Here is a 24,774-nt window from a genome sequence, read left to right as displayed (position 1 = left end):
CCTCGACTTGAATCGCTTCGTGTCGTGTCAACGGAGGCGCATTATAGGGATCCCAGTAATTTACACAACCCCTTTTTGGGATCTTTTTTTCCGTTCGCGCGTTTTTTACCCCCTTCGTTGAGATCCTGCGCAACCCGCGCTATTTTCAACCAACCTTTGCTGCTTCTGGCAGCAGCAAGGTCATAATTAGGGTAAGTTACTCTTTTCGAATGTATTGAGAGGTAAATATGGGCTCCCACGCATTGCGTTCCTATAAGGATGCGTTCCCCACTGTTGGGAAAAACGTGATGATCGATCCTTCCAGCGTCGTGATCGGCAACACGACGCTTGGCGATGATGTCAGCATCTGGCCATTAGTCACGATCCGTGGCGACGTGCATGAGATCCATATTGGCGCACGCACCAATATTCAGGATGGCAGCGTGTTGCACGTTACTCACCGCTCAGCGAGCAACCCGCAGGGTAATCCGTTGATCATTGGTGAAGAGGTCACCGTAGGCCACAAAGCCATGTTACACGGCTGCACCATCGGCAACCGCGTCTTGGTCGGTATGGGCTCAATCTTGCTTGACGGGGTGATGGTAGAAGATGACGTGATGATTGGGGCCGGCAGTCTGGTACCACCCGGCAAGCGCTTGCAGAGTGGTTATCTCTATCTTGGCAGCCCAGTGAAACAAATCCGCCCACTGACAGCAGAAGAGATCGAGGGGTTACGCTACTCCGCCAATAACTACGCCACCTGGAAAAACGACTACCTGGCTCAGGACAGCGAGTAATAGCCCTCACTGTCATCCTGTTCATTGAGCACCCGCGCTTCGAAAAGATCTTCGATATCCCAGCGGTGCTCTCTGAACAGCGCCAGCCAGCTATCCGCATCGGTTCCGCCAAAACGCGTCTGGAGCTGTGCTGCACTGATACGGCATTCACGCTGAAAGCCGCCGATCAGCACCGGGAAATAGATCATACGATCTTCTTCGTTCCAGGCTTCGCGATCGGGAAACTGAATCGCCTGGTTCATGAGTTTAACGCTTTCTTCATCTGTTCGATCACCGGCGTGGTATCCGGCATCACCCCGTGCCAGAGGAAAAACGCGTGTGCCGCCTGGTTGATCAACATACCAAAACCATCCGCCAACTGTGATGCCCCTTGCTGCTGGCACCACAGCAAAAACGGCGTCAGGCTGGCCTGATAGAACATGTCATAACAGCGCGTAGCAGCAGTAATCAACGAGGCGGGCAGTTCAGGAATATCGCCAGCGATCCCTGACGAGGTGGCATTGATGATCAGATCGAAGTTTTCGCCTTCCAGTCCATCCAGCGGCAACGCGTCAATGGGCCCCACCGGCTGAAACAGCGTGGCGAGCGCTTCTGCCTTGGCAAACGTCCGATTGGTCACCACCAGCGAACATCCATGGCTCAATAGCGGCTGAATAACGCCACGACTGGCACCGCCCGCACCGATCAACAGCACCCGATCCTGCGGCGTCACCAGCGCAAGACGCTGCAAATCACTCAGCAGCCCGATGCCGTCGGTATTATCCCCCAACAGCCGACCGTCTTCGAGCCGCTTCACGGTATTGACCGCTCCCGCTAACGAAGCGCGTTGGCTCAGTTCATCGACTTCCTGATAGGCACGCTCCTTGAAAGGCATGGTGATATTTGCCCCCAACGCCCCAGCCTGAAAAAAATCGCGCAGCGTTTGTTCAAAGGTATCTAGCGGTGCCAACAGGCGTTCATACGTCAAGGGGATCCCAGTTTGTTCGGAAAACAGCGCATGGATCTGCGGCGATTTGCTGTGCGCAATAGGATGACCAAAAACCGCGAAGGACGTTACTTCAGACACCGTTATCTCCACTTTTTAACCTTGTCGTATCAGGTTGCCCGTCAAGACATCCCGAATTTCAGACGGATTCTGCCGCCCAGAGGTTTCCCCGAGCAGAACAGGAAAAGCCTCACCAAACTGGGCCAGAACCTCTTGCACGGTGCGGCACGGCGGCAACCCGGTCAGATTAGCGCTGGTTGAAACGATGGGCTTACCAAACGCCAGACAGAGTTCACGCACGAGAGGATGCGCGCTAACGCGCACCGCCAACGACGAAAACTGCCCGGTCAACCAACGCGGCGTGCCTGGCTTCGCGGGCATGACCCACGTCACTGGCCCCGGCCAGGAGGCAAACATCGCCGATTTTTGCTCAGCGCTGAGCTGGCTGTCATCAATATAGGGAGTGAGCTGTTGATAATCTGCGGCGATCAGAATCAGCCCCTTTTCCACGGGCCGTTGTTTCAAGGCCAGCAGTTGCATCACGGCGGCTTCGCTGTCAGGATCGCACCCCAAGCCAAAAACCGCTTCGGTGGGATAGGCGATGACGTTCTGCTTTATCAGTTCCTGAAGGACAGAAACCGGTTGTTCATTCACTACATTACTCATTAGTATCAACTTCTGCCGTTACCGGCTTTCCACAGGCTTTACTGGCGCAAAAACGTTTGACGCCCTGCGCCGTTTTCTTTTCAAACAATAGCGGATAGTGGCAGGTTGGGCACGTCCCCGCCACCGGTTTATGGTTGAGCGCAAATTGACACTCAGGGTAACGCTCACAGGCGTGGAACACTTTGCCAAAGCGCGATTTACGTTGCAGCAGTTTGCCTTTACCGCATTGTGGACAGGTTAAGGCGGTTTCATCCGGGCGGTCGATGACCTCGGTATGGTCACACGCCGGGTAGTTGCTACAGCCAATAAACATGCCATAACGCCCCTGCCGCAACACCAGCGTCCCCTGACAGTGCGGGCAGAGTTGCCCAGACAGTTCCTTCACAATATGACCATCCGCATTGGCTTTCAGCGGACGCACGAATTCGCACTCCGGGTAGCGTGAGCAACCCAAAAAAGGACCGCGACGGCTTGAGCGTATCACCAGCGGCGCGCCGCACTCAGGGCAGCACTCCGCCTTTTTATCCGCCATTAGCGCAGGCGTTACCATGGTTTATTCTGACTCGTCGGTTTAATGCAAATACTCCTCATCTGCTTCAAACAGCAGATCTTCCATTTGCTGGTAGGCGTTTTCACATCCAGGTAGATTGAACAACACCATGAGGATCACCCATTTAAGATCGTCCAGATCGAACGATAACGTATCCAACGCCATCACGCGATCGATCACCATCTCACGCGTTTCAAGATTCAACACGTTGATTTGCTCCAGGAACAACAAAAAGCCCCGGCACTCGGTGTCGAAGCGCTGTTCCTCTTCCTGCGTATAAATGCGCAGTGCATGGGGATCGCTTGCCAAGGCAAAAGGCACTTCTTTGCCTTCCTGCAAATCCGCCAGGCGCTCCAGCCAGTTCAAGGCGCTATAGATATCAGCACGATCGAACCCCGCCCGCGTGAGGTCATCAGTTAACGCATCCTGATCAACGCGTAGTTCCGTTTCGTTGTGGATGTAAGTTTCAAACAAGTACATGAGTACGTCGAACATGGCCAGCCCTCCTCAATCGGACATAGCCGCCGGGTACTGCTTCTATCCATCCTGCTAACTCCAGATCCAGCAACTTACCTACTACCTCTGGCACAGGTTGGCCCGCACGTTCAGCGACAACATCAACAGGTGTAACCTCATCTCCTACGTTAGCCAACACGTCGGCAAATGGCAATTCCACATCGGCGTCCTGAGCAGAAATAGTTTCATTTTCGCCAAGGGGCAGCCACGATAACCCACTGCCCAGCTGTTCAATGATGTCTTTGGGACAGGTAACCAGATAAGCCCCCTGCTGGATAAGCCAATGCGTGCCTTGTGTCATGGGGTTGTCCAGGGCACCCGGTAACGCGAACAGATCGCGGTTCTGCTCCAATGCATAGCGCGCCGTGACCAAAGAGCCGCTACGCAGGGAAGCCTCGACAATCAGCACGCCGAGGCTCATCCCACTGATAATGCGATTACGCCGGGGAAAGTTGATTGCCCTCGGGGGCTCATTGAGGGGAAATTCGGAGACCAGCGCCCCGCCTTGTTCCACCAACCGTTCTGCCAGCGCACGATGACGACGGGGATACATCTGCTGTAATCCATTGCCCAGCACCGCCACGCTTTTCCCTCCTGCATCCAGCGCCGCTTGATGCGCCACGCCATCGACGCCCAACGCTAACCCACTGGTGATGGTAAAACCGTTCAGTGCCAACTCCTGCGCAAAATAACACCCCCACTGCGCGCCATACGCGGAAGGGTGACGGCTGCCGACCATAGCAAGTTGAGGGGCACAGAGAAGCTGAGGGTTACCGCGTACAAACAGTACTCGAGGCGAAGCGGGGATCTGCCGCAGCAACGGGGGATACAGTGAGTCTGCATAGGTGAGTAAATGGTGAGTCGGTTCCTCCAGCCAGCGTAACGCCGTTTCACATGCTCTCTCATCCTGCGTGAGAAATTGCGCGACCTGCTCTTCCGACAAGGCCAGCGCAGAGAGTACCTCGTCAGTTACCTCTGCCAGCGGACGCAATTGTTCCACCAATTGCACCGTTTTCACCGCGTTGAGGCGTCGCACGTTCATTAACCGCAGCCACAGCTCCACGTCCTGCATGCGTTCATCCTTGTCCCATTGCGCTTTACAGGGCAAATGCTGTCAATCAGAACCGGAAATGTCTAGAATAGATCCGGATACTCCTTCATCAACCGGATAAAGATCGAAATCAACTATGTCAGTTTTGCAGGTATTACATTTTCCAGACGAGCGGCTTCGCACTATCGCGAAACCTGTCGCAGAGGTTAATGCAGAAATTCAGCGCATCGTCGATGATATGTTCGACACCATGTACGAAGAAGAAGGCATCGGCCTTGCTGCGAGTCAGGTGGACGTGCATCAGCGCATTATCGTGATTGACGTATCCGAAGAACGCGATCAGCGTTTGGTGTTGATCAACCCAGAACTGCTGGAAAAAGACGGCGATACCGGTATTGAAGAGGGTTGTCTGTCCATTCCTGAAACCCGCGCACTGGTGCCGCGCGCTGAGCGTGTGAAGGTCAAAGCGCTGGACCGGGAAGGTAACCCCTTCGAGCTGGAAGCCGATGGCCTGTTGGCTATCTGTATCCAACACGAAATGGACCATCTGGTTGGCAAGCTGTTTATTGATTATCTCTCGCCGTTAAAACGCCAGAGAATCCGTCAGAAACTGGAAAAAATGGCCCGACTGAACGGTCGTCCATAATCTTATCACTACCGCAGGAAACGCCGTGTCCGAAAGCTCCCTACGCATTATTTTCGCGGGTACACCTGACTTTGCAGCGCGCCACCTTGATGCGCTGCTGAATTCGCCGCATCAGGTGGTGGGTGTTTTTACCCAACCCGATCGTCCTGCAGGCCGAGGCAACAAACTGACGCCCAGCCCGGTCAAAGTGTTGGCTGAACAGCACGGCGTCCCGGTGTTGCAGCCCAAATCGCTGCGCCCAGCAGAAAATCAGCAACTGGTGGCTGATTTACAGGCGGATATCATGGTGGTGGTGGCCTATGGCTTGATCCTGCCGCAGGCGGTGTTAGAGATGCCGCGCCTGGGCTGTATCAATGTGCACGGCTCGCTGCTACCGCGCTGGCGCGGTGCGGCACCGATACAACGCGCGCTGTGGGCGGGAGACACCGAAACCGGTATTACCATCATGCAAATGGATGCAGGGTTGGATACCGGAGCCATGCTGCATAAGCTGTCATGCCCGATAACGCCGCAGGACACCAGCGCCTCGCTGTACGATCGTCTGGCAGAACTGGGCCCGCAAGGATTGCTGACCACGCTTGCCTCACTGGCGCAGGGAACCGCTGTCGCAGAAAAACAAGATGACAGTCTGGCGACTTACGCCGAAAAACTGAACAAAGAAGAGGCTAAGCTTGACTGGTCACTCAGCGCCGAGCAACTGGAACGCTGCATTCGTGCGTTCAACCCCTGGCCTGTCAGCTATATCACGATTGACGATCAACCTGTGAAAGTATGGAAAGCCAGCGTTTTGGACGTTACCCACAGCGCACAGCCCGGCACGATCGTCAGTGCAGATAAACAGGGTATACAGGTCGCCACCGCTCAAGGTTTACTGAACCTGCTGCAACTGCAACCTGCGGGCAAAAAACCGATGTCGGTGCAGGATCTGCTCAATTCGCGTCGTGAATGGTTCACACCAGGCAACGTACTGGCATAATACACTCATCCATTAAAAGGCAACGCGTCTGCTGTTATGGCAGGCGCGTTACCGTTTCAGAAAACCACTATCCATGAAAACTACATACAATCTGCGCGCCATCGCCGCGAACGTTATCGGCCAGGTGCTTGATAAAGGCCAGTCGCTAAGTTCACTACTGCCACAGTATCAGCGTGATATCTCGGAAAAAGATCGTGCCCTGTTGCAAGAACTGTGCTTCGGCGTATTGCGCGTGCTGCCGCAGGTAGAGTGGATAATTCAGCAGTTGATGGCAAAAACGCTGACCGGGAAGCAGCGCACGTTGCACTACCTGATCATGGTGGGCATCTATCAACTCGCTCACACGCGCATCCCGGCCCATGCCGCACTCTCTGAAACGGTCAACGGTGCTATCGCACTCAAACGCCCGCAGCTTAAAGGGTTGATCAACGGCGTACTGCGCCAATTCCAACGCCAGCAGGCCGAGTTGGATGAGCGCGCGGCTAACCATGTGTCTCGCTTTGCTCACCCCGAGTGGCTGCTAGCGCGCCTCAAGAAAGCCTACCCGCAGCAGTGGCAGCAGATTGTTGAAGCCAATAATCAGCGTCCCCCGATGTGGCTGCGCGTCAACCGCTTGCACCACACGCGGGAACACTATTTAGCGCTGCTGACTGAAGCCGGTATCGCCGCTCAGCCGCATCCTGAACAGCACGAAGCCATCATGCTGAACGAGCCTTGTGCCGTAGGCCTGCTGCCTGGCTTCGCGCAAGGTTGGGTTACGGTGCAGGACGTTTCTGCGCAAGGTTGCGTGCGCTGGTTAGCACCGCAGGATAATGAACATATTCTCGATCTGTGTGCTGCACCGGGCGGGAAAACCACCCATGTTCTGGAAGCAGCGCCTCACGCCAAGGTGTTAGCGGTGGATGTGGACCCACAGCGCCTCGCTCGGGTAAAAGAGAATCTGCAACGCCTTAATCTTCACGCCGACGTGAGACAAGGCGACGGGCGCGAGCCTGCGGCCTGGTGCGGTGAGCAGCAGTTCGATCGTATTCTGCTCGATGCTCCTTGTTCTGCCACTGGCGTGATTCGCCGTCATCCTGATATCAAATGGCTGCGGCGCGACAGCGACATCGCCGAATTGGCACTGTTGCAGCAGGAGATTCTGGAGGCCATCTGGCCGCGGCTGAAAGCAGGCGGCACCCTGGTTTATGCCACCTGCTCGATCCTGCCGGAAGAGAATCAGCAGCAAATGCGCGCGTTCCTGACACGCCATGCGGACGCCGCACTGGTGGAAACGGGCGATGCGCAACACCCTGGTCTGCAAAAGTTACCAGCGGCAGAGGATGGCGATGGGTTCTTTTATGCTAAGTTGGTTAAGAGCATTGGCTGATAGCAACGGCAACGGGCACAGATCATGAAAATCATTATTCTTGGTGCAGGTCAGGTGGGCGGTACGCTGGCGGAAACGCTCTCCGGGGAAAACAACGATATTACTGTCGTTGATACTGACACCGCGCGGCTGCGGCAGTTGCAGGATAAATTCGATTTGCGCGTGGTTGCTGGTTATGCCTCCCATCCGCGCGTGCTGCGCGAAGCCGGGGCCGAAGATGCAGACATGCTGGTTGCCGTCACCAACTCGGATGAAACCAATATGGTGGCCTGTCAGGTCGCCTACTCGCTGTTTAATACACCAAACCGCATTGCACGCATTCGTTCCGCAGAGTACGTGCGTGCCGGTGAGCAACTGTTTCAGGCAGAAGCGGTGCCAATTGATCATTTGATCTCGCCGGAACAGTTGGTCATCGACAATATCTACAAGTTAATCGAGTATCCCGGCGCGCTACAGGTGGTGAACTTCGCCGAAGGGAAAGTAAGTATCGCCGCAGTGAACGCTTACTACGGTGGCCCGCTGATTGGCAATGCGCTCTCCGCGCTGCGTGAGCATATGCCGCACATCGAAACCCGCGTAGCCGCTATTTTTCGCCACGACAGACCGATCCGTCCGCAAGGTTCAACGATTATCGAAGCGGGCGATGAAGTGTTCTTTGTTGCTGCTTCCCAACATATTCGCGCAGTAATGAGCGAACTCCAGCGCTTGGAAAAACCCTACAAGCGCATCATGATTGTCGGTGGCGGTAACGTCGGCGCGGGGTTGGCACATAAGCTGGAAAAAGACTACAGCGTCAAACTGATCGAAAAGAACGAAGAGCGTGCGATCGCTCTGGCTGAACTGCTGCAAGACACCATTGTGTTCCACGGCGATGCTTCCGATCAGGAGTTGTTGGCCCAGGAGCATGTCGAACAAATCGATGTGTTTATTGCCATTACCAACGACGATGAAGCGAACATCATGTCCGCCATGCTGGCCAAACGCATGGGGGCGAAAAAAGCCATGGTATTGATCCAGCGGCGCGCCTATGTCGATTTGGTTCAGGGCAGCGTTATCGATGTAGCCATTTCGCCACAGCAAGCGACGATTTCCGCACTGCTGGGTCATGTGCGTAAAGCGGATATTGTCAGCGTTTCATCATTACGACGCGGCGTAGCGGAAGCGATTGAGGCGATTGCTCACGGCGATGAAGGCACATCGAAAGTGGTTGGCCGTATGATTGAAGATATCAAATTGCCGCCAGGCACCTTGATTGGCGCGATTGTGCGCGGTGATGATGTGATCATCGCCAATGACAATATAAAGATAGAGCAAGGGGATCATGTCATCATGTTCCTGACAGACAAAAAATTTGTGCCCGAAGTGGAGCGACTGTTCCAACCCAGCCCGTTCTTCTTGTAATAACGCCTATCGGTGCCGTTGCAAGCGGCACTTTCTTTCCCTACTCACTGATTATCACCGCTGGCAATTATGTAACGCTTTGTTAAAATTTAGAGGTTCATTTTATCAAGGAGTTGGATCATGAGTATGCTAAAAGAGTTTCGCGAATTCGCGATGCGCGGCAACGTGGTGGATTTGGCAGTGGGTGTCATTATCGGCGCAGCGTTTGGCAAGATCGTCTCCTCGCTCGTGGCCGATATCATTATGCCGCCACTGGGATTACTGCTGGGCGGCATCGATTTCAAACATTTCGAACTGGTGCTGCGTGATCCACAAGGGGATATCCCTGCCGTGGTGCTGCGCTACGGCCTTTTCCTGCAAAATATTTTTGATTTTATCCTGGTCGCATTCGCCATTTTTATGGCGATCAAGCTAATGAATAACCTGCGCCGTAAAGAAGAGAAAGCGCCAGCACCGGCAAAACCAAGCGCCGAGGCGACGTTGCTAACTGAAATTCGCGATTTGCTGAAAGATCAGCAGCCGAAAGCGTAGCGCTGTTCAACAAAACCCAAAACAGCCATAAAGTGAGAGGCCAGTGGTAAAGCATCCCTTGATGATTTACCACTGGCCTCCCAGTTTTGGCCCTTGCCCTGTTTGCCGTTGCGACAGTAGCTGCCTTTGCCTTTCTTGTTCTTCTCAATGCGTTGTCGGAACAAGGGGTCATGCAACAATGCTTCGAGCGCATTGTCTTGGATCTTGCCTTTCTTGTGCTGATAAGTGCTCATCACATCTCTCTTGGTTAGGTTATTAATCCCATTCATCGCCACACGTCAGCAATAGCTACGTTGGCCTATTTTTCGGGCGCTATTCTTTCACCAGAATACCTACTGTGCAAGCGGTCGGGATAATCACCGTGCAAAAATCGGAACTGATCCCTTTCTGTAGACGTAAAAAAACCGGGTTTCCCCGGTTTTTTTAACCCACCGCTGATGATTACTCAGCAGCAGCGGTTTCTTCTGCTTGTGCAACTGAACGATCAACCAGCTCGATGTAAGCCATCGGCGCGTTGTCGCCTGCACGGAAGCCACACTTCAGAATGCGAGTGTAACCACCGGCACGGCTCGCGAAACGCGGGCCCAGTTCATTAAACAGTTTTGCCACGATCTCGTTATCACGAGTACGGGCGAATGCCAGACGACGATTAGCTACGCTGTCGGTCTTGGCAAGAGTAATCAGCGGTTCAACAACACGGCGCAGCTCTTTTGCTTTTGGCAGGGTCGTCTTGATGATCTCATGACGAACCAAAGAACCAGCCATGTTACGGAACATAGCCTGACGATGGCTGCTGTTACGGTTCAGTTGACGACCACTCTTACGATGGCGCATGACCTTATCCTTCTCAGTAAAACCTTAACCTGTGACCGGGTTATTCATCAGCAATGCTTGCCGGCGGCCAGTTTTCCAGGCGCATGCCCAGAGAAAGACCACGTGAGGCGAGCACATCTTTAATCTCGGTAAGAGATTTTTTACCCAGGTTAGGCGTTTTCAGCAATTCAACCTCGGTACGCTGTACCAGATCACCGATGTAGTGGATAGCTTCTGCCTTGAGGCAGTTAGCAGAGCGGACAGTCAATTCCAGATCGTCAACAGGGCGCAGCAGGATCGGATCGAATTCTGGTTTCTCTTCTTTCACTTCAGGCTGACGTACATCACGTAAATCAACAAAAGCTTCCAGTTGTTCAGCCAGGATGGTTGCCGCACGGCGGATCGCCTCTTCAGGATCGATCGTGCCATTGGTTTCCATTTCGATGACCAGCTTGTCCAGGTCGGTACGTTGTTCAACACGAGCTGCTTCAACATTGTAGGCAATACGCTCTACCGGGCTGTAGCAAGCATCGACCAACAAACGGCCAATCGGGCGCTCATCTTCTTCCGTATGAATACGGGCAGAAGCCGGCACATAACCACGACCACGTTGAACTTTGATACGCATGCTGATAGCTGCGTTTTCATCGGTCAGATGGCAGATCACGTGCTGCGGCTTGACGATTTCGACATCACCATCATGGGTGATGTCTGCTGCAGTCACAGGGCCAATGCCAGATTTATTCAGGGAAAGGATAACTTCATCTTTACCTTGAACTTTCACCGCCAGCCCTTTCAGGTTGAGCAGGATTTCCAGGATATCTTCCTGTACGCCTTCTTTGGTGCTGTACTCGTGCAGTACACCATCAATCTCAACCTCGGTCACCGCGCAACCTGGCATGGATGAAAGCAGAATACGGCGCAGTGCGTTGCCAAGCGTATGGCCGAAACCACGCTCTAACGGCTCAAGGGTCACCTTGGCGTGCGTCGAACTTACTTGCTCGATATCGACCAGGCGCGGTTTTAGAAACTCTGTCACAGAACCCTGCATTGTGTCCTCTCTTTGGTACTAAGCTTTACTTGGAGTAAAGCTCGACGATCAGGTGTTCATTAATGTCCGCAGACAGATCGGTACGTTCAGGAATACGTTTGAACACACCTTCCATCTTGGCAGCATCAACTTCCAGCCAAGTCGGCTTTTCACGCTGTTCAGCCAGCTCCAATGCTGCTTTCACGCGAGATTGCTTTTTAGCTTTCTCACGGATGCTGACGACATCATTCGGTGATACCTGATAAGAAGCGATGCTGACAACGCGACCGTTTACCATAACAGCTTTGTGGCTTACCAACTGACGCGCTTCCGCACGAGTGGCGCCGAAGCCCATACGATAAACCACGTTATCCAGACGCCCTTCCAGCAGTTGCAGCAGGTTTGCACCTGTGTTGCCTTTCAGACGAGCAGCTTCTTTATAGTAGTTACGGAATTGACGCTCCAGAACACCGTAGATACGGCGAACTTTTTGTTTCTCACGCAACTGCACGCCATAATCAGACAGACGCGGTTTACGCGCACCGTGCTGACCAGGGCCTTGTTCGATCTTACACTTGGAATCGATCGCGCGAACACCGGACTTAAGGAACAGGTCGGTGCCTTCACGACGGCTCAGCTTGAGCTTAGGACCCAAATATCTAGCCATTTTCTTTCTCCAACTATCCTAAAAGCGGCGTTATACGCGACGCTTTTTCGGCGGACGACAACCGTTATGGGGGATCGGAGTCACATCAGTAATATTAGTGATGCGGAAACCAGCCGCGTTCAGAGCGCGGATAGTAGACTCACGGCCCGGACCAGGTCCTTTAACCATAACTTCCAAGTTCTTGATACCGTATTCTTTCACGGCTTCAGCGCAACGTTCAGCAGCTACCTGAGCAGCGAACGGCGTAGATTTACGAGAACCACGGAAACCGGAACCACCGGCTGTTGCCCAACCCAGCGCGTTACCCTGACGATCGGTAATGGTCACGATGGTGTTGTTAAAAGAAGCATGGATATGAGCCACACCGTCAGAAACTTGTTTTCTTACACGCTTACGTGCACGAATAGGTGCTTTTGCCATTATTCAATCACCCCGATTATTTCTTGATCGGTTTGCGCGGACCCTTACGGGTACGGGCGTTGGTCTTAGTACGCTGACCGCGCACTGGCAGACCACGACGATGACGCAAACCGCGATAGCAACCAAGGTCCATCAGGCGCTTGATGCTCATGCTGATTTCACGGCGCAGATCACCTTCGACGACGAATTTGGCAACTTCTACACGCAGCGTTTCGATTTGCTCTTCAGACAGCTCACTGATCTTAACATCTTCAGCAATACCCGCCGCAGCACAGATGGCCTTGGAACGTGTCTTGCCGACGCCATAGATCGAGGTTAACGCGATCACGGCATGTTTCTGATCAGGAATGTTAATGCCTGCTATACGGGCCACTATGCACTCCTATTATTCAATATGTACGCTCCATGCTGAAAAGCCCGTTTTCAGGATACTCAAATGGAAACGCACAGACATACAAAAGATTGGCTGGCTAATCTAGCCAGCTCAATCCAACTTTGCAAGAAAAATATGCGAGATAATCAGCCTTGGCGCTGTTTATGCTTCGGCTCGGCGCTGCAAATCACACGAACGACACCGTTACGCTTAACGATTTTGCAGTTACGACATAATTTCTTGACGGAAGCACGAACTTTCATTTTTACTCTCCGTAACTTCTCAAGCAATCCAATTAGCGGTTATAGCCTTTCAGATTTGCTTTCTTCAATGCAGACTCATACTGACTCGACATCATCAGAGTTTGCACTTGAGCCATAAAGTCCATGATGACCACGACGACGATCAACAGGGATGTACCCCCAAAATAGAAGGGGACCTTCATCGCATCACGCATGAACTCCGGGATCAGGCAGATAAAGGTAATGTACATTGCGCCGACCAGAGTCAGGCGGGTCATCACCTTATCGATGTATTTCGCCGTTTGCTCTCCCGGACGAATTCCTGGCACGAATGCACCGGACTTCTTCAGGTTATCTGCTGTTTCGCGCGGGTTGAAAACCAACGCCGTATAGAAGAAACAGAAGAAGATGATTGCAGTCGCATAGAGTAGCACATAAAGCGGTTGTCCGGGCTGCAAATACATCGAAATAGTTGTCAGCCAGTTCCAACCGGTACCGCCCCCAAACCACGATGCAATCGTTGCTGGGAACAGAATGATACTGGAGGCGAAAATTGCCGGGATAACCCCTGCCATGTTCACTTTCAGCGGTAAGTGCGTACTCTGTGCTGCATAAACCCGACGACCCTGTTGACGCTTTGCGTAGTTAACGACGATACGCCGCTGGCCACGCTCGATGAAAACAACGAAGAAGGTTACTGCAAACACTAAAACTGCAACCAACAGCAGCACGAGGAAGTGCAGGTCGCCTTGCCGAGCTTGCTCGATAGTGTGGGCAATCGCCGGCGGTAAGCCCGCAACGATACCCGCAAAGATCAAGATAGAGATACCGTTACCGATACCGCGCTCAGTAATCTGTTCGCCCAGCCACATCAGGAACATGGTCCCGGTAACCAGACTTACAACAGCCGTAAAGTAAAACGCAAAGCCCGGATTAATCACCAGGCCCTGCATTCCTGGCATATTCGGTAAACCGGTAGCAATACCGATTGACTGGAATATGGCCAGTACTAACGTACCGTAACGGGTGTACTGGCTAATCTTGCGACGGCCAGCCTCCCCTTCTTTCTTGATTTCCGCCAAGGTGGGGTGAACCACCGTCAGCAGCTGGATAATAATAGAGGCCGAAATGTACGGCATAATACCCAGCGCAAAGATAGAAGCACGGCTGAGAGCACCACCAGAGAACATGTTGAACATTTCAATGATGGTGCCACGCTGTTGTTCGAGCAATTTGGCAAGCACAGTGGCATCAATACCAGGGATCGGAATAAAAGAGCCGATACGGAAAACGATAAGCGCGCCGATTACAAACAGCAGTCTGCGTTTCAGCTCGCCAACGCCACCCTTAGCACTTTGAAAATCTAATCCTGGTTGCTTAGCCATCTGCTACTTATTCCTCAATTTTACCGCCAGCAGCTTCGATAGCAGCACGCGCGCCTTTGGTCACACGCAGACCACGAATCGTTACCGGACGGGAAACTTCACCAGACAGGATCACTTTCGCGAACTCGATCTGAACGCCAATAACGTTAGCAGCCTTCAGCGTGTTCAGGTCAACGACGTCTCCGTCTACGCGAGCCAGATCGGACAGACGGATTTCCGCTGTGATCATCGCTTTGCGAGAGGTAAAGCCGAATTTCGGCAGACGACGATACAACGGCATCTGACCACCTTCGAACCCACGACGTACGCCACCGCCAGAACGAGACTTCTGACCTTTGTGACCACGACCGCCGGTTTTACCGAGGCCAGAACCGATACCACGACCTAAACGCTTCGGCGCGTGCTTCGCGCCTTCGGCCGGAGACAGAGTATTTAAACGCATCTGTTACTCCTCCACTTTAACCATGTAGTAAACCGCGTTGACCATACCGCGCACAGCAGGCGTATCTTCACGCTCAACGGTATGACCAATACGACGCAGACCCAGGCCAAGCAGCGTTGCCTTATGTTTCGGCAGACGACCGATTGCACTACGGGTTTGAGTAATTTTAATAGTCTTAGCCATGGTCAATTATCCCAGAATGTCGTCAACGGACTTGCCACGCTTGGCAGCAACCATTTCCGGGGAATTCATATTAGCCAGGCCATCGATAGTTGCACGAACCACGTTAATCGGGTTAGTGGAACCATAGGCTTTAGCCAATACGTTATGAACCCCAGCAACTTCCAGAACGGCGCGCATTGCACCGCCGGCGATGATACCGGTACCTTCGGAAGCCGGCTGCATGAATACGCGAGACCCAGTGTGAGCACCTTTAACCGGGTGCTGCAGGGTGCCGCCATTCAGCGCGACATTCAACATGTTGCGACGGGCTTTTTCCATCGCTTTCTGGATTGCTGCCGGAACTTCACGCGCTTTCCCGTAACCAAAACCAACGCGGCCGTTGCCATCACCCACTACAGTCAGTGCGGTGAAGCTGAAAATACGACCACCTTTAACGGTTTTAGATACGCGATTTACCGCGATCAGCTTTTCCTGCAGTTCGCCAGCTTGTTTTTCGATGTGTGCCATCTTACACCTCTACCTTAGAACTGAAGGCCAGCTTCACGAGCAGCATCTGCCAGTGCCTGGACGCGACCATGATATTGGAACCCGGAACGGTCAAAGGACACATCTTTAATGCCTTTTTCCAATGCGCGCTCAGCGACTGCTTTACCTACAGCAGCAGCGGCATCTTTGTTGCCGGTGTACTTCAGTTGTTCTGCGATAGCTTTTTCTACAGTAGAAGCGGCTACCAGGATTTCAGAACCGTTCGGTGCGATAACCTGCGCATAAATATGGCGAGGGGTACGATGTACCACCAGGCGAGTCGCTCCCAATTCCTGGAGTTTGCGACGTGCGCGGGTTGCACGACGGATACGAGCTGATTTCTTATCCATAGTGTTACCTTACTTCTTCTTAGCCTCTTTGATACGCACGACTTCGTCGGCGTAACGGACACCCTTGCCTTTGTAAGGCTCAGGACGACGGTAAGCGCGCAGATCAGCTGCAACCTGACCGATAGCCTGCTTATCAGCACCTTTCAGTACGATTTCAGTTTGTGTCGGGCATTCAGCTGTGATGCCAGCAGGCAGCGCGTGGTCAATCGGGTGTGAGTACCCCAGAGACAAATTCACGACATTGCCTTTAACTGCGGCACGGTAACCTACGCCAACCAGTTGAAGCTTCTTGGTGAAGCCTTCGGTAACACCGATAACGACTGCGTTCAGCAGTGCACGCGCGGTGCCTGCCTGTGCCCAACCGTCTACAAAACCTTCGCGCGGAGCGAAAGTCAGAGCGTTGTCAGCCACAGTAACTTCAACAGCATCGTTGATGGTACGAGTCAGCTCGCCGTTTTTACCCTTGATCGAAATAACCTGACCGTTGAGTTTTACCTCTACGCCGGCAGGAATGACGACGGGTGCTTTTGCAACACGAGACATTCTTTCCTCCGATTAAGCTACGTAGCAGATAATCTCGCCACCAAGACCAGCTTGGCGCGCTGCACGATCAGTCATAACACCTTTAGAGGTAGAAACAACCGCGATTCCTAAACCAGCCATAACTTTAGGCAGCTCATCTTTTTTCTTATAGATGCGCAGACTTGGGCGGCTGATACGCTGAATGCTTTCTACCACTGCCTTGCCCTGGAAGTATTTCAGAGAAATTTCCAGTTCAGGCTTGGTATCGCCTTCGATTTTGTAATCTTGAATATAACCTTCTTCCTTAAGCACTTTGGCAATTGCCACTTTCAGCTTGGAGGAAGGCATGGTGATCGCAACTTTGTTCGCGGCCTGACCGTTGCGTATACGGGTCAGCATGTCCGCGATCGGATCTTGCATGCTCATCTGTCTTTACTCCCGTGATTCAATTGGTGACAATTACCAGCTAGCCTTTTTCAGACCCGGAATTTCACCGCGCATGGCGGCTTCACGGACCTTGATACGGCTCAACCCGAACTTCCGCAGGAAAGCGTGCGGACGACCTGTCTGGCGGCAGCGGTTACGCTGACGGGACGGGCTGGAATCACGCGGCAGAGTCTGCAGCTTGAGAACAGCATCCCAACGATCTTCGTCGGATGAGTTCACATTGGAGATGATAGCTTTCAATTCAGTGCGTTTAGCAAAGAATTTATCAGCCAATTTCACGCGTTTGACTTCGCGTGCTTTCATGGATTGCTTAGCCATTAGTAACCCTACCTTACTTGCGGAACGGGAAGTTAAAGGCGGCCAGCAGCGCGCGGCCTTCATCATCGGATTTCGCAGTGGTGGTAATGGTAATGTCCAAACCACGAACGCGATCGACTTTGTCATAGTCGATTTCCGGGAAGATGATCTGCTCACGCACGCCCATGCTGTAGTTGCCACGGCCATCGAAGGACTTGGCAGACAGACCGCGGAAGTCACGAATACGCGGTACAGCAATGGAAATCAGGCGCTCAAGGAACTCCCACATGCGTTCGCCACGCAGAGTTACTTTACAGCCGATCGGATAGCCCTGGCGGATTTTGAAGCCTGCAACAGATTTGCGTGCTTTGGTGATCAACGGCTTTTGACCGGAGATAGCTGCCAGATCGGCTGCGGCGTTATCCAGCAGCTTCTTGTCAGCGATCGCTTCACCAACACCCATATTCAGGGTGATCTTCTCGACCCGAGGGACTTGCATGACAGAATTGTAGCTAAACTGAGTCATCAGTTTGCTAACCACTTCGTCTTTGTAGTAATCATGCAGTTTCGCCATCGTACTACTCCAAATTACTTGATAGTTTCGCTAGTAGATTTAAAGAAACGGACTTTTTTGCCGTCTTCGAATCTAAAGCCTACACGGTCAGCCTTGCCAGTTGCCGCATTGAACAGTGCAACGTTGGAAAGCTGGATTGCAGCTTCTTTTTCAACGATGCCACCTGGTTGGTTCAGGGCCGGAACCGGCTTCTGATGTTTCTTAACCAGGTTGATACCTTCAACAACGATCTTGCTGGAAGACAGAACATTCTTAACTTTACCGCGCTTACCTTTATCTTTGCCGGTCAGCACGATAACTTCGTCATCACGACGGATTTTCGCTGCCATGGTTCGCTCCTTAGAGTACTTCTGGTGCCAGAGAGATAATTTTCATGAACTTTTCAGAACGCAGTTCACGAGTTACCGGCCCAAAAATACGCGTACCGATAGGCTGCTCGCTGTTATTGTTCAGAATAACGCATGCATTGCCATCGAAGCGAATGACAGAACCGTCCGGGCGACGAACACCCTTCTTGGTGCGCACCACTACCGCCTTCAGAACATCGCCTTTCTTCACCTTACCGCGAGGAATTGCTTCCTTGATGGTAATTTTGATGATATCGCCGACGCCTGCGTAGCGACGGTGCGAGCCACCTAGAACCTTGATACACATTACGCGACGTGCACCGGAGTTATCGGCCACGTTCAGCATAGTCTGTTCTTGGATCATTTTAGTGCTCCGCTAATGTCAACTACTACTTTTCAAACCCTTACGGGTCGTTTTTCGACCCCTTACGGGTCATTAATACCCCAGAATCGAGGGCGCAGTATTATAACACCGCTTTTCGACCAAGGGTAGAAAAAATAAACGGCCCTTTGCAGAGCCGTTTATCATTTTCAAGAAGAGCAATACTGTATTACAGAATCGCTTTCTCTACAACGCGAACCAACGTCCAAGACTTAGTTTTGGACAGCGGACGGCATTCGCGGATTTCAACCACGTCACCGATACCGCATTCGTTGTTCTCATCATGTACGTGCAGTTTGGTCGTACGTTTGATGAATTTCCCATACAGAGGGTGTTTCACAAAACGTTCGATTGCAACAACCATGGATTTCTCCATTTTGTCGCTCACAACACGACCTTGCAGAGTACGGATATTATCGCTCATTACGCACCCGCCTTCTGAGTCAGTAAAGTCTTAACACGTGCAATATTACGACGCACTTGTTTTACCAGGTGAGTCTGTTGCAACTGACCACTGGCCGCTTGCATACGCAAGTTAAATTGCTCGCGCAGCAGTTCAAGCAGCTCGGTGTTCAGCTCTTCAACGCTCTTTTCACGCAGCTCATTTGCTTTCATTACATCACCGTCTTAGTTACAAAGGTGGTTTTGATCGGCAGTTTCGCTGCTGCCAGTTGGAATGCCTCACGGGCTAACTCTTCCGGCACACCGTCCATTTCGTACAGGACTTTACCTGGCTGAATCAAGGCAACCCAATATTCCACGTTACCTTTACCTTTACCCATACGTACTTCAAGCGGTTTCTCGGTGATTGGTTTGTCCGGGAATACTCGGATCCAAATCTTACCTTGACGCTTAACAGCACGGGTCATGGCACGACGTGCAGCTTCGATTTGGCGAGCGGTCAGGCGACCACGGCCAACAGCTTTCAGACCGAAAGTACCGAAGCTGACATCCGTACCGGCAGCCAGACCGCGGTTACGGCCTTTGTGCATCTTACGGAATTTTGTACGCTTTGGTTGTAACATCAGCGACTCTCCTTACTTGCGGCCTTTACGCTGCTGCTTTTTAGGTTGAGCAGCCGGTTTTTCCGGTTGTTCAACGGCAGCCATACCACCCAGGATCTCACCTTTGAAGATCCACACTTTCACACCGATAACACCGTAAGTGGTGTGTGCTTCGGACGTGTTGTAGTCGATATCCGCACGCAGCGTGTGCAACGGAACGCGACCTTCGCGGTACCATTCGGTACGTGCGATTTCAGCACCGCCCAGACGGCCGCTGACTTCAACTTTAATGCCCTTGGCACCCAGACGCATGGCGTTCTGAACGGCACGCTTCATCGCACGACGGAACATCACACGACGCTCCAGCTGAGAAGTGATGCTGTCAGCAACCAGTTTCGCGTCCAGTTCCGGCTTGCGAACTTCTGCGATGTTGATTTGTGCAGGGACGCCAGCGATATTCGCTACGACTTTGCGCAGTTTTTCAACATCTTCACCTTTTTTACCGATAACGATGCCCGGACGAGCAGTGTGAATAGTCACACGAATGCTCTTGGCCGGACGTTCGATAACGATACGAGAGACGGAGGCTTTCTCCAGTTCTTTCGTCAGGTATTTACGAACTTTAAAATCGCTGTCCAGGTTGTCAGCGAATTCTTTGGTATTCGCATACCAGGTAGAGTTCCAAGGTTTGACAATACCCAGGCGAATACCATTAGGATGTACTTTCTGACCCATTGCTAGTCTCCAGAGTCTCAGCGATCGGACACAACCACAGAAATGTGGCTGGTACGCTTCAGGATGCGATCCGCACGACCTTTAGCACGCGGCATAATGCGCTTCATGCTCGGGCCTTCGTCTACGAAGATTTTCGCAACTTTCAGATCATCAATGTCAGCGCCATCGTTGTGCTCTGCGTTGGCAATGGCAGACTCCAGTACTTTTTTAACCAGACCAGCAGCTTTCTTGTTGGTGTAGGTCAGAATTTCCAGAGCTTGCGACACTTTCTTACCGCGGATCAGGTCAGCCACCAGGCGAACCTTTTGAGCAGAAGAACGAGCATGAAGATGTTTAGCTAAAGTTTCCATCTCTTCCTCCTACCTTATTTTTTCTTGGCTTTTTTATCAGCCGCGTGACCGCGATAAGTACGAGTCGGAGCAAATTCACCCAATTTGTGACCGACCATTTCATCGGAAACAAATACTGGAACGTGCTGACGACCATTATGGACAGCGATGGTCAAACCGATCATAGTTGGAAAGATCGTTGAACGACGGGACCAAGTGCGCAGAGGCTTCTTGTCACCGCTTTCCACCGCTTTCTCTACCTTCTTCAGCAAGTGCAGGTCAATAAAAGGACCTTTCTTGAGAGAACGTGGCATGGTTTATCCTCTAATATTATTTAGTACGGCGACGTACGATGAATTTATCAGTACGCTTGTTGCTGCGGGTCTTCTTACCTTTGGTCTGAATGCCCCACGGGGATACCGGGTGCTTACCAAAGTTACGACCTTCACCACCACCGTGCGGGTGGTCGACTGGGTTCATTGCCGTACCGCGAACGGTCGGACGAATCCCGCGCCAGCGTGCAGCACCTGCTTTACCCAGAACGCGCAGCATATGCTCAGAGTTACCTACTTCGCCCAGCGTAGCGCGGCAGTCAGATTCGACTTTACGCATTTCGCCAGAACGCAGACGCAGGGTCACATACGCGCCGTCACGTGCAACGATCTGCACGTAAGTACCAGCAGAACGAGCCAATTGACCGCCTTTACCCGGTTTCATTTCCACGTTGTGTACGGTGGAACCGACCGGAATATTGCGCATCGGCAACGTGTTGCCAGCTTTGATAGCAGCATCAACGCCAGACTGGATCTGATCACCGGCTTTCAAGCCTTTCGGCGCCAGGATATAACGGCGTTCGCCGTCTTTGTACAGAACCAGAGCGATGTTGGCGGAACGGTTCGGATCATATTCCAAACGTTCTACAACAGCAGGGATACCATCTTTGTTGCGTTTGAAGTCAACAATACGGTACTGCTGTTTGTGGCCACCACCGATATGACGGGTAGTGATGCGGCCATTGTTGTTACGGCCACCGGATTTGCTGTTTTTTTCCAGCAACGGGGCATAAGGTTTGCCCTTGTGCAGCTCAGGGTTAACCACTTTAACAACGTGGCGACGACCCGGAGATGTCGGTTTACATTTAACAATTGCCATTGTTCTTTACTCCTCCGACTTACTCTGCGCCGCCGATGAAGTCCAGATTCTGGCCTTCTTTCAGGGTGACGTAAGCTTTTTTCCAGTCGCTACGACGACCGATACGCTGTCCATGACGTTTCGTTTTCCCTTTAACCAGCAGGGTACGAACTTCATTGACTTCGACTTCAAACAGTTTCTGCACAGCAGCTTTGATTTCTGCTTTGGTCGCGTCTTTAGCAACTTTGAGCACGATGGTGTTGTGTTTTTCCATCGCAGTAGACGCTTTTTCAGAAACGTGAGGTGCAGTCAGCACCTTAAGCAGACGTTCTTCACGGATCATGCCAGCATCTCCTCAACTTGCTTAACAGCGTCAGCCGTCATTACGACTTTGTCGAAGGCGATCAGGCTAACCGGATCGATACCCGCTACATCACGTACGTCAACCTTGTACAGGTTGCGTGCAGCCAGGAACAGATTTTCATCCAGTTCACCGGTGATGATCAGCACGTCGTCCAGCGCCAGGTCTTTCAGTTTCTGTGCCAGCAGCTTGGTTTTCGGCGCTTCAACAGAGAACTGCTCGACAACGATCAAACGATCCTGACGTACCAGCTCGGACAGGATGCTTTTCAGCGCGCCGCGGTACATCTTTTTGTTTACTTTTTGACTGTGGTCCTGAGGCTTTGCAGCAAAGGTCACACCACCGGAACGCCAGATCGGGCTCTTGATAGAACCTGAACGCGCACGGCCAGTACCTTTCTGACGCCACGGTTTTTTACCGGAACCAGTTACTTCAGCACGGGTCTTCTGAGCACGAGTCCCTTGACGGGCACCAGCTGCATAAGCAACAACAACCTGGTGTACCAGCGCTTCGTTGAAATCACGACCGAAGGTAGTTTCGGAAACAGTCAGCGCGCTTTGCGCGTCTTTCAATACTAATTCCATTGCTATCCCCTTACGCCTTCACAGCCGGTTTAACGATCAGGTCGCTACCGGTTGCACCCGGGACAGCACCTTTCACCAGCAGCAGGTTGCGCTCAGCGTCAACGCGTACTACGTCCAGACTCTGAACGGTGACACGCTCATTGCCCATCTGACCAGCCATCTTCTTGCCTTTGAACACTTTGCCCGGAGTCTGGTTCTGACCGATAGAACCCGGAACGCGGTGAGACAAGGAGTTACCGTGGGTAGCATCCTGAGTACGGAAATTCCAGCGCTTAACTGTGCCAGCAAAACCTTTACCCTTGGAGGTACCAGTAACGTCAACTTTTTTCACGTCAGCGAAAATTTCAACGCTGATGCTTTGGCCTACGGTGAACTCGTCGCCTTCTGACAGGCGGAATTCACGCACAATGCGACCAGCTTCAACACCGGCTTTTGCAAAATGGCCAGCTTCCGGCTTGGTAACGCGGTTTGCTTTTTTAGCACCGGTAGTCACCTGTACAGCCTGGTAGCCGTCATTCGCCAGGTCTTTAACCTGAGTAACGCGGTTTGCTTCAATTTCGATAACGGTTACAGGGATAGAAACGCCATCTTCAGTGAAGATGCGGGTCATGCCCACTTTTTTACCGACTAAACCAATCATTGTATCAACCTCTCAATCGCTTGATGACCTGATTAACCCAGGCTGATCTGCACGTCTACACCGGCAGCCAGGTCCAGACGCATCAGAGCATCAACGGTTTTCTCGGTTGGCTCAACGATGTCAACCAGACGCTTGTGAGTGCGAATCTCGTACTGATCGCGCGCGTCTTTGTTGACGTGCGGGGAGATCAGAACGGTAAAGCGCTCTTTGCGGGTCGGCAGCGGGATCGGACCACGTACTTGCGCACCAGTGCGCTTGGCCGTCTCAACGATTTCCGCGGTTGCTTGATCGATCAGACGATGATCAAACGCTTTCAGGCGGATACGGATTCTTTGGTTCTGCATGAGACCAGAGCTCCAATTATTTATAAACGTAAATGATTACTCCTCACACCCATTTCGATTGATGGGGGAGTGTAATCGTTCGGCCATAACTCCCAAATCGGGAGTATTGTTGACCCATGCCTATTGCATGGCGTCTCTGTTCGTCAACGTACTGCATTTACATGCACCACATTTAACGTAACAGGCCCGACTTAATTCAGACGGGCCCGCGCATTATACGTAAATCTGTTCAGGAAGCAACCGTGTTTTACACAATCACGCCGGTTTTAGCTGAGCTTGCAAATAATTAGGCAAGCCGAGGCGTGCTATCAGGTCAAGCTCCGTCTCAATCCAGTCGATATGCCCTTCTTCATCGGCCAGGATTTCAATCAGCAGATCGCGGCTGACATAATCGCGCACCGAATCCATATAGGCTATCCCCTCGCGCAAATCCTTGGCGCCATCCAACTCCAATTTCAGGTCAGAACGCAGTATCTCTTCGACATCCTCACCAATATTGAGCTTTCCGAGATCTTGCAGGTTGGGAATCCCTTCAAGAAACAGAATACGCTCGATATACCGGTCGGCATGTTTCATTTCATCGATGGATTCGTGGTATTCGTGCTGGTCAAGACGGGCCAGTCCCCAGTTTTTAAACATACGGGCATGTAAAAAGTACTGGTTAATCGCAACCAGTTCATTACCCAGCAACTTATTTAGATGTGCTATGACTTTTTTATCGCCTTTCATGACATTGCTCCTTCGCTCCAAGTCTTAAAAGTGTAGAACTGGAGGGGGGAGAGTCAACGAAATCGCCTACATTTTGTGCGGTTTCACTGAAAGCGGCCGATTACGCAACGTCCGACATGGGCGACAACAAGGCCTGCTCTTCTTCCATAATCAGGCGAGCCTGGCGAATACACTTGCCGCAATCACTGCCAATAGGCATTAACTGGCGCAGTTGATTGAGCGAGCGGGGTTGATGCTGGCGGACGGCGTGCCGAATAACTTTATCGGAAATGGCATTACACAGGCAAACATACATACAGGATAACTCATTCTCTCAGTCGCGGACCCACATCCTCTTTCGTTGCTACCTTCCGCACGGCAGTCGCAAAAGTGACTATAAAACAGTCAATGAGAGTGTAAATAAGAATGGTTTTTATTTCAATTACAGTTTTGTCAACGCCCATAAAAAAGG

Annotated in this window: 43 protein-coding genes; 6 read left to right on the top strand and 37 right to left on the bottom strand. The window is 52.1% G+C overall.

The features are described 5' to 3' along the window. Positions 1-227: 227 nt before the first annotated feature. Complete coding sequence (locus J5069_RS21345; RefSeq protein WP_264645719.1) at positions 228-776, top strand: gamma carbonic anhydrase family protein; 549 nt, start codon at positions 228-230, stop codon at positions 774-776. Here J5069_RS21345 and J5069_RS21340 read toward each other — a convergent pair. Genes J5069_RS21340 through dprA form a run of 6 tightly spaced genes read right to left on the bottom strand, consistent with a single transcriptional unit; the run spans position 761 to position 4,565 of the window. Continuing rightward, positions 761-1,018, bottom strand: a complete 258-nt coding sequence (locus J5069_RS21340; protein ID WP_264645718.1) for a DUF1488 domain-containing protein — start codon at positions 1,016-1,018, stop codon at positions 761-763. The two genes, J5069_RS21345 and J5069_RS21340, sit on opposite strands and share 16 nt — an antisense overlap. Beyond that, on the bottom strand, positions 1,015-1,842 hold the full coding sequence (gene aroE, locus J5069_RS21335) for a shikimate dehydrogenase (protein WP_264645717.1): 828 nt from the start codon (positions 1,840-1,842) through the stop codon (positions 1,015-1,017). The genes J5069_RS21340 and aroE overlap by 4 nt, the downstream gene beginning before the upstream one ends. A 15-nt stretch (positions 1,843-1,857) precedes the next feature. Continuing rightward, on the bottom strand, positions 1,858-2,427 hold the full coding sequence (gene tsaC, locus J5069_RS21330; protein WP_264645716.1) for an L-threonylcarbamoyladenylate synthase type 1 TsaC: 570 nt from the start codon (positions 2,425-2,427) through the stop codon (positions 1,858-1,860). Further along, a complete protein-coding gene (locus tag J5069_RS21325; RefSeq protein ID WP_264645715.1) occupies positions 2,420-2,977 on the bottom strand; it encodes a type I DNA topoisomerase in 558 nt (185 codons plus the stop codon). The genes tsaC and J5069_RS21325 overlap by 8 nt, the downstream gene beginning before the upstream one ends. A gap of 21 nt (positions 2,978-2,998) precedes the next feature. Beyond that, the gene (locus J5069_RS21320) at positions 2,999-3,472 is read right to left on the bottom strand and encodes a DUF494 family protein (RefSeq protein ID WP_195316380.1); all 474 of its coding nucleotides are present in this window, start codon (positions 3,470-3,472) and stop codon (positions 2,999-3,001) included. Beyond that, positions 3,444-4,565, bottom strand: a complete 1,122-nt coding sequence (dprA, locus tag J5069_RS21315; RefSeq protein ID WP_264645714.1) for a DNA-protecting protein DprA — start codon at positions 4,563-4,565, stop codon at positions 3,444-3,446. The genes J5069_RS21320 and dprA overlap by 29 nt, the downstream gene beginning before the upstream one ends. A 115-nt stretch (positions 4,566-4,680) precedes the next feature. Between dprA and def the strand changes: the two genes are divergently transcribed. The 5 genes from def (at position 4,681) to mscL (ending at position 9,467) form a co-directional block, all read left to right on the top strand. Beyond that, positions 4,681-5,190, top strand: a complete 510-nt coding sequence (def, locus tag J5069_RS21310; protein ID WP_264645713.1) for a peptide deformylase — start codon at positions 4,681-4,683, stop codon at positions 5,188-5,190. A 25-nt stretch (positions 5,191-5,215) separates the two neighbouring features. Continuing rightward, complete coding sequence (gene fmt / locus J5069_RS21305; protein ID WP_264645712.1) at positions 5,216-6,166, top strand: methionyl-tRNA formyltransferase; 951 nt, start codon at positions 5,216-5,218, stop codon at positions 6,164-6,166. 73 nt (positions 6,167-6,239) lie between these two features. After that, positions 6,240-7,535 (top strand): 16S rRNA (cytosine(967)-C(5))-methyltransferase RsmB, encoded by a 1,296-nt coding sequence (gene rsmB / locus J5069_RS21300; protein WP_264645711.1) that lies wholly within the window; start codon positions 6,240-6,242, stop codon positions 7,533-7,535. A gap of 24 nt (positions 7,536-7,559) precedes the next feature. Next, positions 7,560-8,936 (top strand): Trk system potassium transporter TrkA, encoded by a 1,377-nt coding sequence (gene trkA, locus J5069_RS21295; RefSeq protein ID WP_264645710.1) that lies wholly within the window; start codon positions 7,560-7,562, stop codon positions 8,934-8,936. Between the two features lie 120 nt (positions 8,937-9,056). Next, positions 9,057-9,467 (top strand): large-conductance mechanosensitive channel protein MscL, encoded by a 411-nt coding sequence (gene mscL, locus J5069_RS21290; RefSeq protein WP_264645709.1) that lies wholly within the window; start codon positions 9,057-9,059, stop codon positions 9,465-9,467. On the opposite strand, the gene J5069_RS21285 is transcribed toward mscL, so the two are convergent. The 31 genes from J5069_RS21285 to bfd form a co-directional block, all read right to left on the bottom strand. Next, positions 9,449-9,700: an alternative ribosome-rescue factor A gene (locus J5069_RS21285; RefSeq protein ID WP_264645708.1), complete on the bottom strand. Its 252-nt coding sequence runs from the start codon at positions 9,698-9,700 to the stop codon at positions 9,449-9,451. The genes mscL and J5069_RS21285 overlap by 19 nt on opposite strands. Before the next feature lie 208 nt (positions 9,701-9,908). After that, positions 9,909-10,301 (bottom strand): 50S ribosomal protein L17, encoded by a 393-nt coding sequence (gene rplQ, locus J5069_RS21280; RefSeq protein ID WP_195316372.1) that lies wholly within the window; start codon positions 10,299-10,301, stop codon positions 9,909-9,911. Between the two features lie 40 nt (positions 10,302-10,341). Beyond that, complete coding sequence (locus J5069_RS21275; protein WP_264626622.1) at positions 10,342-11,331, bottom strand: DNA-directed RNA polymerase subunit alpha; 990 nt, start codon at positions 11,329-11,331, stop codon at positions 10,342-10,344. 25 nt (positions 11,332-11,356) lie between these two features. Continuing rightward, positions 11,357-11,977 (bottom strand): 30S ribosomal protein S4, encoded by a 621-nt coding sequence (rpsD, locus tag J5069_RS21270; protein ID WP_195316370.1) that lies wholly within the window; start codon positions 11,975-11,977, stop codon positions 11,357-11,359. 30 nt (positions 11,978-12,007) lie between these two features. Beyond that, complete coding sequence (gene rpsK / locus J5069_RS21265) at positions 12,008-12,397, bottom strand: 30S ribosomal protein S11 (protein ID WP_002919257.1); 390 nt, start codon at positions 12,395-12,397, stop codon at positions 12,008-12,010. 16 nt (positions 12,398-12,413) lie between these two features. Next, positions 12,414-12,770, bottom strand: coding sequence for a 30S ribosomal protein S13 (gene rpsM, locus J5069_RS21260; RefSeq protein WP_222158725.1), 357 nt, complete (start codon positions 12,768-12,770; stop codon positions 12,414-12,416). Between the two features lie 146 nt (positions 12,771-12,916). Continuing rightward, on the bottom strand, positions 12,917-13,033 hold the full coding sequence (gene rpmJ, locus J5069_RS21255) for a 50S ribosomal protein L36 (protein ID WP_002227352.1): 117 nt from the start codon (positions 13,031-13,033) through the stop codon (positions 12,917-12,919). A gap of 32 nt (positions 13,034-13,065) precedes the next feature. Further along, positions 13,066-14,397 carry a preprotein translocase subunit SecY gene (secY, locus tag J5069_RS21250; protein WP_222158726.1) on the bottom strand — a complete coding sequence of 444 codons (1,332 nt, stop codon included), beginning with the start codon at positions 14,395-14,397 and terminating at the stop codon, positions 13,066-13,068. Between the two features lie 7 nt (positions 14,398-14,404). Continuing rightward, the gene (rplO, locus tag J5069_RS21245; RefSeq protein WP_195316368.1) at positions 14,405-14,839 is read right to left on the bottom strand and encodes a 50S ribosomal protein L15; all 435 of its coding nucleotides are present in this window, start codon (positions 14,837-14,839) and stop codon (positions 14,405-14,407) included. A gap of 3 nt (positions 14,840-14,842) precedes the next feature. Beyond that, positions 14,843-15,022, bottom strand: a complete 180-nt coding sequence (gene rpmD, locus J5069_RS21240; protein ID WP_038016616.1) for a 50S ribosomal protein L30 — start codon at positions 15,020-15,022, stop codon at positions 14,843-14,845. Between the two features lie 6 nt (positions 15,023-15,028). Continuing rightward, entirely contained in the window at positions 15,029-15,529 is a 501-nt protein-coding gene (gene rpsE / locus J5069_RS21235; RefSeq protein WP_222158728.1) for a 30S ribosomal protein S5, read from the bottom strand. 14 nt (positions 15,530-15,543) lie between these two features. Further along, positions 15,544-15,897, bottom strand: a complete 354-nt coding sequence (gene rplR, locus J5069_RS21230) for a 50S ribosomal protein L18 (RefSeq protein WP_080884204.1) — start codon at positions 15,895-15,897, stop codon at positions 15,544-15,546. A gap of 9 nt (positions 15,898-15,906) precedes the next feature. Next, positions 15,907-16,440, bottom strand: coding sequence for a 50S ribosomal protein L6 (gene rplF, locus J5069_RS21225; RefSeq protein ID WP_264645707.1), 534 nt, complete (start codon positions 16,438-16,440; stop codon positions 15,907-15,909). 12 nt (positions 16,441-16,452) lie between these two features. After that, on the bottom strand, positions 16,453-16,845 hold the full coding sequence (rpsH, locus tag J5069_RS21220; protein ID WP_222158730.1) for a 30S ribosomal protein S8: 393 nt from the start codon (positions 16,843-16,845) through the stop codon (positions 16,453-16,455). 33 nt (positions 16,846-16,878) lie between these two features. Then, positions 16,879-17,184 carry a 30S ribosomal protein S14 gene (rpsN, locus tag J5069_RS21215; protein ID WP_264645706.1) on the bottom strand — a complete coding sequence of 102 codons (306 nt, stop codon included), beginning with the start codon at positions 17,182-17,184 and terminating at the stop codon, positions 16,879-16,881. A 13-nt stretch (positions 17,185-17,197) separates the two neighbouring features. Beyond that, positions 17,198-17,737 (bottom strand): 50S ribosomal protein L5, encoded by a 540-nt coding sequence (gene rplE / locus J5069_RS21210; protein ID WP_222158732.1) that lies wholly within the window; start codon positions 17,735-17,737, stop codon positions 17,198-17,200. Between the two features lie 14 nt (positions 17,738-17,751). Further along, positions 17,752-18,066: a 50S ribosomal protein L24 gene (rplX, locus tag J5069_RS21205; RefSeq protein ID WP_222158733.1), complete on the bottom strand. Its 315-nt coding sequence runs from the start codon at positions 18,064-18,066 to the stop codon at positions 17,752-17,754. Between the two features lie 10 nt (positions 18,067-18,076). Further along, the gene (gene rplN, locus J5069_RS21200) at positions 18,077-18,448 is read right to left on the bottom strand and encodes a 50S ribosomal protein L14 (protein ID WP_023479426.1); all 372 of its coding nucleotides are present in this window, start codon (positions 18,446-18,448) and stop codon (positions 18,077-18,079) included. A 187-nt stretch (positions 18,449-18,635) separates the two neighbouring features. Further along, positions 18,636-18,890: a 30S ribosomal protein S17 gene (rpsQ, locus tag J5069_RS21195; RefSeq protein ID WP_195316360.1), complete on the bottom strand. Its 255-nt coding sequence runs from the start codon at positions 18,888-18,890 to the stop codon at positions 18,636-18,638. Then, positions 18,890-19,081, bottom strand: coding sequence for a 50S ribosomal protein L29 (gene rpmC / locus J5069_RS21190; RefSeq protein WP_024107517.1), 192 nt, complete (start codon positions 19,079-19,081; stop codon positions 18,890-18,892). The genes rpsQ and rpmC overlap by 1 nt, the downstream gene beginning before the upstream one ends. Beyond that, positions 19,081-19,491 (bottom strand): 50S ribosomal protein L16, encoded by a 411-nt coding sequence (gene rplP / locus J5069_RS21185; protein WP_009111208.1) that lies wholly within the window; start codon positions 19,489-19,491, stop codon positions 19,081-19,083. Before rplP ends, rpmC begins: the two co-directional genes overlap by 1 nt. A 12-nt stretch (positions 19,492-19,503) precedes the next feature. Then, positions 19,504-20,205, bottom strand: a complete 702-nt coding sequence (gene rpsC / locus J5069_RS21180; RefSeq protein WP_264645705.1) for a 30S ribosomal protein S3 — start codon at positions 20,203-20,205, stop codon at positions 19,504-19,506. 17 nt (positions 20,206-20,222) lie between these two features. After that, a complete protein-coding gene (rplV, locus tag J5069_RS21175) occupies positions 20,223-20,555 on the bottom strand; it encodes a 50S ribosomal protein L22 (RefSeq protein ID WP_161133057.1) in 333 nt (110 codons plus the stop codon). A gap of 14 nt (positions 20,556-20,569) precedes the next feature. Further along, positions 20,570-20,848 carry a 30S ribosomal protein S19 gene (rpsS, locus tag J5069_RS21170; protein WP_161133058.1) on the bottom strand — a complete coding sequence of 93 codons (279 nt, stop codon included), beginning with the start codon at positions 20,846-20,848 and terminating at the stop codon, positions 20,570-20,572. A gap of 16 nt (positions 20,849-20,864) precedes the next feature. Further along, positions 20,865-21,686 carry a 50S ribosomal protein L2 gene (rplB, locus tag J5069_RS21165; protein WP_264645704.1) on the bottom strand — a complete coding sequence of 274 codons (822 nt, stop codon included), beginning with the start codon at positions 21,684-21,686 and terminating at the stop codon, positions 20,865-20,867. 19 nt (positions 21,687-21,705) lie between these two features. Beyond that, entirely contained in the window at positions 21,706-22,008 is a 303-nt protein-coding gene (gene rplW / locus J5069_RS21160; RefSeq protein ID WP_195316357.1) for a 50S ribosomal protein L23, read from the bottom strand. After that, positions 22,005-22,610, bottom strand: a complete 606-nt coding sequence (rplD, locus tag J5069_RS21155) for a 50S ribosomal protein L4 (RefSeq protein ID WP_222158736.1) — start codon at positions 22,608-22,610, stop codon at positions 22,005-22,007. The genes rplW and rplD overlap by 4 nt, the downstream gene beginning before the upstream one ends. Positions 22,611-22,620: 10 nt before the next feature. Beyond that, entirely contained in the window at positions 22,621-23,250 is a 630-nt protein-coding gene (gene rplC, locus J5069_RS21150; protein WP_264645703.1) for a 50S ribosomal protein L3, read from the bottom strand. A 32-nt stretch (positions 23,251-23,282) separates the two neighbouring features. Further along, the gene (rpsJ, locus tag J5069_RS21145; protein WP_140554275.1) at positions 23,283-23,594 is read right to left on the bottom strand and encodes a 30S ribosomal protein S10; all 312 of its coding nucleotides are present in this window, start codon (positions 23,592-23,594) and stop codon (positions 23,283-23,285) included. A gap of 255 nt (positions 23,595-23,849) precedes the next feature. Next, complete coding sequence (gene bfr, locus J5069_RS21140; RefSeq protein ID WP_264645702.1) at positions 23,850-24,323, bottom strand: bacterioferritin; 474 nt, start codon at positions 24,321-24,323, stop codon at positions 23,850-23,852. A 100-nt stretch (positions 24,324-24,423) separates the two neighbouring features. Further along, positions 24,424-24,618, bottom strand: a complete 195-nt coding sequence (gene bfd / locus J5069_RS21135; RefSeq protein WP_264645701.1) for a bacterioferritin-associated ferredoxin — start codon at positions 24,616-24,618, stop codon at positions 24,424-24,426. Positions 24,619-24,774: the final 156 nt, after the last annotated feature.

It is taken from the genome of Candidatus Symbiopectobacterium sp. NZEC127, assembly GCF_025962675.1.
In the GTDB taxonomy this organism is placed as follows: Bacteria; Pseudomonadota; Gammaproteobacteria; order Enterobacterales; family Enterobacteriaceae; genus Symbiopectobacterium.
Note: the sequence above shows the minus strand (reverse complement) of the source record. Positions and strands in the feature narration are given on the sequence as shown.

What these genes read in the sequence shown, in the direction of transcription:
- rpsN (WP_264645706.1), bottom strand. Translation starts at nt 17,184, where the DNA reads ATGGCTAAGCAATCCATGAAAGCACGCGAAGTCAAACGCGTGAAATTG.
- J5069_RS21320 (WP_195316380.1), bottom strand. Translation starts at nt 3,472, where the DNA reads ATGTTCGACGTACTCATGTACTTGTTTGAAACTTACATCCACAACGAA.
- rpsK (WP_002919257.1), bottom strand. Translation starts at nt 12,397, where the DNA reads ATGGCAAAAGCACCTATTCGTGCACGTAAGCGTGTAAGAAAACAAGTT.
- rsmB (WP_264645711.1), top strand. Translation starts at nt 6,240, where the DNA reads ATGAAAACTACATACAATCTGCGCGCCATCGCCGCGAACGTTATCGGC.
- rplN (WP_023479426.1), bottom strand. Translation starts at nt 18,448, where the DNA reads ATGATCCAAGAACAGACTATGCTGAACGTGGCCGATAACTCCGGTGCA.
- rplP (WP_009111208.1), bottom strand. Translation starts at nt 19,491, where the DNA reads ATGTTACAACCAAAGCGTACAAAATTCCGTAAGATGCACAAAGGCCGT.
- trkA (WP_264645710.1), top strand. Translation starts at nt 7,560, where the DNA reads ATGAAAATCATTATTCTTGGTGCAGGTCAGGTGGGCGGTACGCTGGCG.
- bfr (WP_264645702.1), bottom strand. Translation starts at nt 24,323, where the DNA reads ATGAAAGGCGATAAAAAAGTCATAGCACATCTAAATAAGTTGCTGGGT.
- def (WP_264645713.1), top strand. Translation starts at nt 4,681, where the DNA reads ATGTCAGTTTTGCAGGTATTACATTTTCCAGACGAGCGGCTTCGCACT.
- rplW (WP_195316357.1), bottom strand. Translation starts at nt 22,008, where the DNA reads ATGATCCGTGAAGAACGTCTGCTTAAGGTGCTGACTGCACCTCACGTT.
- rpmJ (WP_002227352.1), bottom strand. Translation starts at nt 13,033, where the DNA reads ATGAAAGTTCGTGCTTCCGTCAAGAAATTATGTCGTAACTGCAAAATC.
- J5069_RS21325 (WP_264645715.1), bottom strand. Translation starts at nt 2,977, where the DNA reads ATGGTAACGCCTGCGCTAATGGCGGATAAAAAGGCGGAGTGCTGCCCT.
- rpsE (WP_222158728.1), bottom strand. Translation starts at nt 15,529, where the DNA reads ATGGCACACATCGAAAAACAAGCTGGCGAACTGCAGGAAAAGCTGATC.
- rplB (WP_264645704.1), bottom strand. Translation starts at nt 21,686, where the DNA reads ATGGCAATTGTTAAATGTAAACCGACATCTCCGGGTCGTCGCCACGTT.
- rplC (WP_264645703.1), bottom strand. Translation starts at nt 23,250, where the DNA reads ATGATTGGTTTAGTCGGTAAAAAAGTGGGCATGACCCGCATCTTCACT.
- rplV (WP_161133057.1), bottom strand. Translation starts at nt 20,555, where the DNA reads ATGGAAACTTTAGCTAAACATCTTCATGCTCGTTCTTCTGCTCAAAAG.
- rplQ (WP_195316372.1), bottom strand. Translation starts at nt 10,301, where the DNA reads ATGCGCCATCGTAAGAGTGGTCGTCAACTGAACCGTAACAGCAGCCAT.
- rplR (WP_080884204.1), bottom strand. Translation starts at nt 15,897, where the DNA reads ATGGATAAGAAATCAGCTCGTATCCGTCGTGCAACCCGCGCACGTCGC.
- rpsH (WP_222158730.1), bottom strand. Translation starts at nt 16,845, where the DNA reads ATGAGCATGCAAGATCCGATCGCGGACATGCTGACCCGTATACGCAAC.
- rpsS (WP_161133058.1), bottom strand. Translation starts at nt 20,848, where the DNA reads ATGCCACGTTCTCTCAAGAAAGGTCCTTTTATTGACCTGCACTTGCTG.
- rplE (WP_222158732.1), bottom strand. Translation starts at nt 17,737, where the DNA reads ATGGCGAAACTGCATGATTACTACAAAGACGAAGTGGTTAGCAAACTG.
- rpmD (WP_038016616.1), bottom strand. Translation starts at nt 15,022, where the DNA reads ATGGCTAAGACTATTAAAATTACTCAAACCCGTAGTGCAATCGGTCGT.
- tsaC (WP_264645716.1), bottom strand. Translation starts at nt 2,427, where the DNA reads ATGAGTAATGTAGTGAATGAACAACCGGTTTCTGTCCTTCAGGAACTG.
- mscL (WP_264645709.1), top strand. Translation starts at nt 9,057, where the DNA reads ATGAGTATGCTAAAAGAGTTTCGCGAATTCGCGATGCGCGGCAACGTG.
- rpsD (WP_195316370.1), bottom strand. Translation starts at nt 11,977, where the DNA reads ATGGCTAGATATTTGGGTCCTAAGCTCAAGCTGAGCCGTCGTGAAGGC.
- rplF (WP_264645707.1), bottom strand. Translation starts at nt 16,440, where the DNA reads ATGTCTCGTGTTGCAAAAGCACCCGTCGTCATTCCTGCCGGCGTAGAG.
- J5069_RS21340 (WP_264645718.1), bottom strand. Translation starts at nt 1,018, where the DNA reads ATGAACCAGGCGATTCAGTTTCCCGATCGCGAAGCCTGGAACGAAGAA.
- rplO (WP_195316368.1), bottom strand. Translation starts at nt 14,839, where the DNA reads ATGCGTTTAAATACTCTGTCTCCGGCCGAAGGCGCGAAGCACGCGCCG.
- secY (WP_222158726.1), bottom strand. Translation starts at nt 14,397, where the DNA reads ATGGCTAAGCAACCAGGATTAGATTTTCAAAGTGCTAAGGGTGGCGTT.
- rpsJ (WP_140554275.1), bottom strand. Translation starts at nt 23,594, where the DNA reads ATGCAGAACCAAAGAATCCGTATCCGCCTGAAAGCGTTTGATCATCGT.
- dprA (WP_264645714.1), bottom strand. Translation starts at nt 4,565, where the DNA reads ATGCAGGACGTGGAGCTGTGGCTGCGGTTAATGAACGTGCGACGCCTC.
- J5069_RS21275 (WP_264626622.1), bottom strand. Translation starts at nt 11,331, where the DNA reads ATGCAGGGTTCTGTGACAGAGTTTCTAAAACCGCGCCTGGTCGATATC.
- rpmC (WP_024107517.1), bottom strand. Translation starts at nt 19,081, where the DNA reads ATGAAAGCAAATGAGCTGCGTGAAAAGAGCGTTGAAGAGCTGAACACC.
- rplD (WP_222158736.1), bottom strand. Translation starts at nt 22,610, where the DNA reads ATGGAATTAGTATTGAAAGACGCGCAAAGCGCGCTGACTGTTTCCGAA.
- rpsQ (WP_195316360.1), bottom strand. Translation starts at nt 18,890, where the DNA reads ATGAGCGATAATATCCGTACTCTGCAAGGTCGTGTTGTGAGCGACAAA.
- bfd (WP_264645701.1), bottom strand. Translation starts at nt 24,618, where the DNA reads ATGTATGTTTGCCTGTGTAATGCCATTTCCGATAAAGTTATTCGGCAC.
- rpsC (WP_264645705.1), bottom strand. Translation starts at nt 20,205, where the DNA reads ATGGGTCAGAAAGTACATCCTAATGGTATTCGCCTGGGTATTGTCAAA.
- J5069_RS21285 (WP_264645708.1), bottom strand. Translation starts at nt 9,700, where the DNA reads ATGAGCACTTATCAGCACAAGAAAGGCAAGATCCAAGACAATGCGCTC.
- J5069_RS21345 (WP_264645719.1), top strand. Translation starts at nt 228, where the DNA reads ATGGGCTCCCACGCATTGCGTTCCTATAAGGATGCGTTCCCCACTGTT.
- rplX (WP_222158733.1), bottom strand. Translation starts at nt 18,066, where the DNA reads ATGGCAGCGAAAATCCGTCGTGATGACGAAGTTATCGTGCTGACCGGC.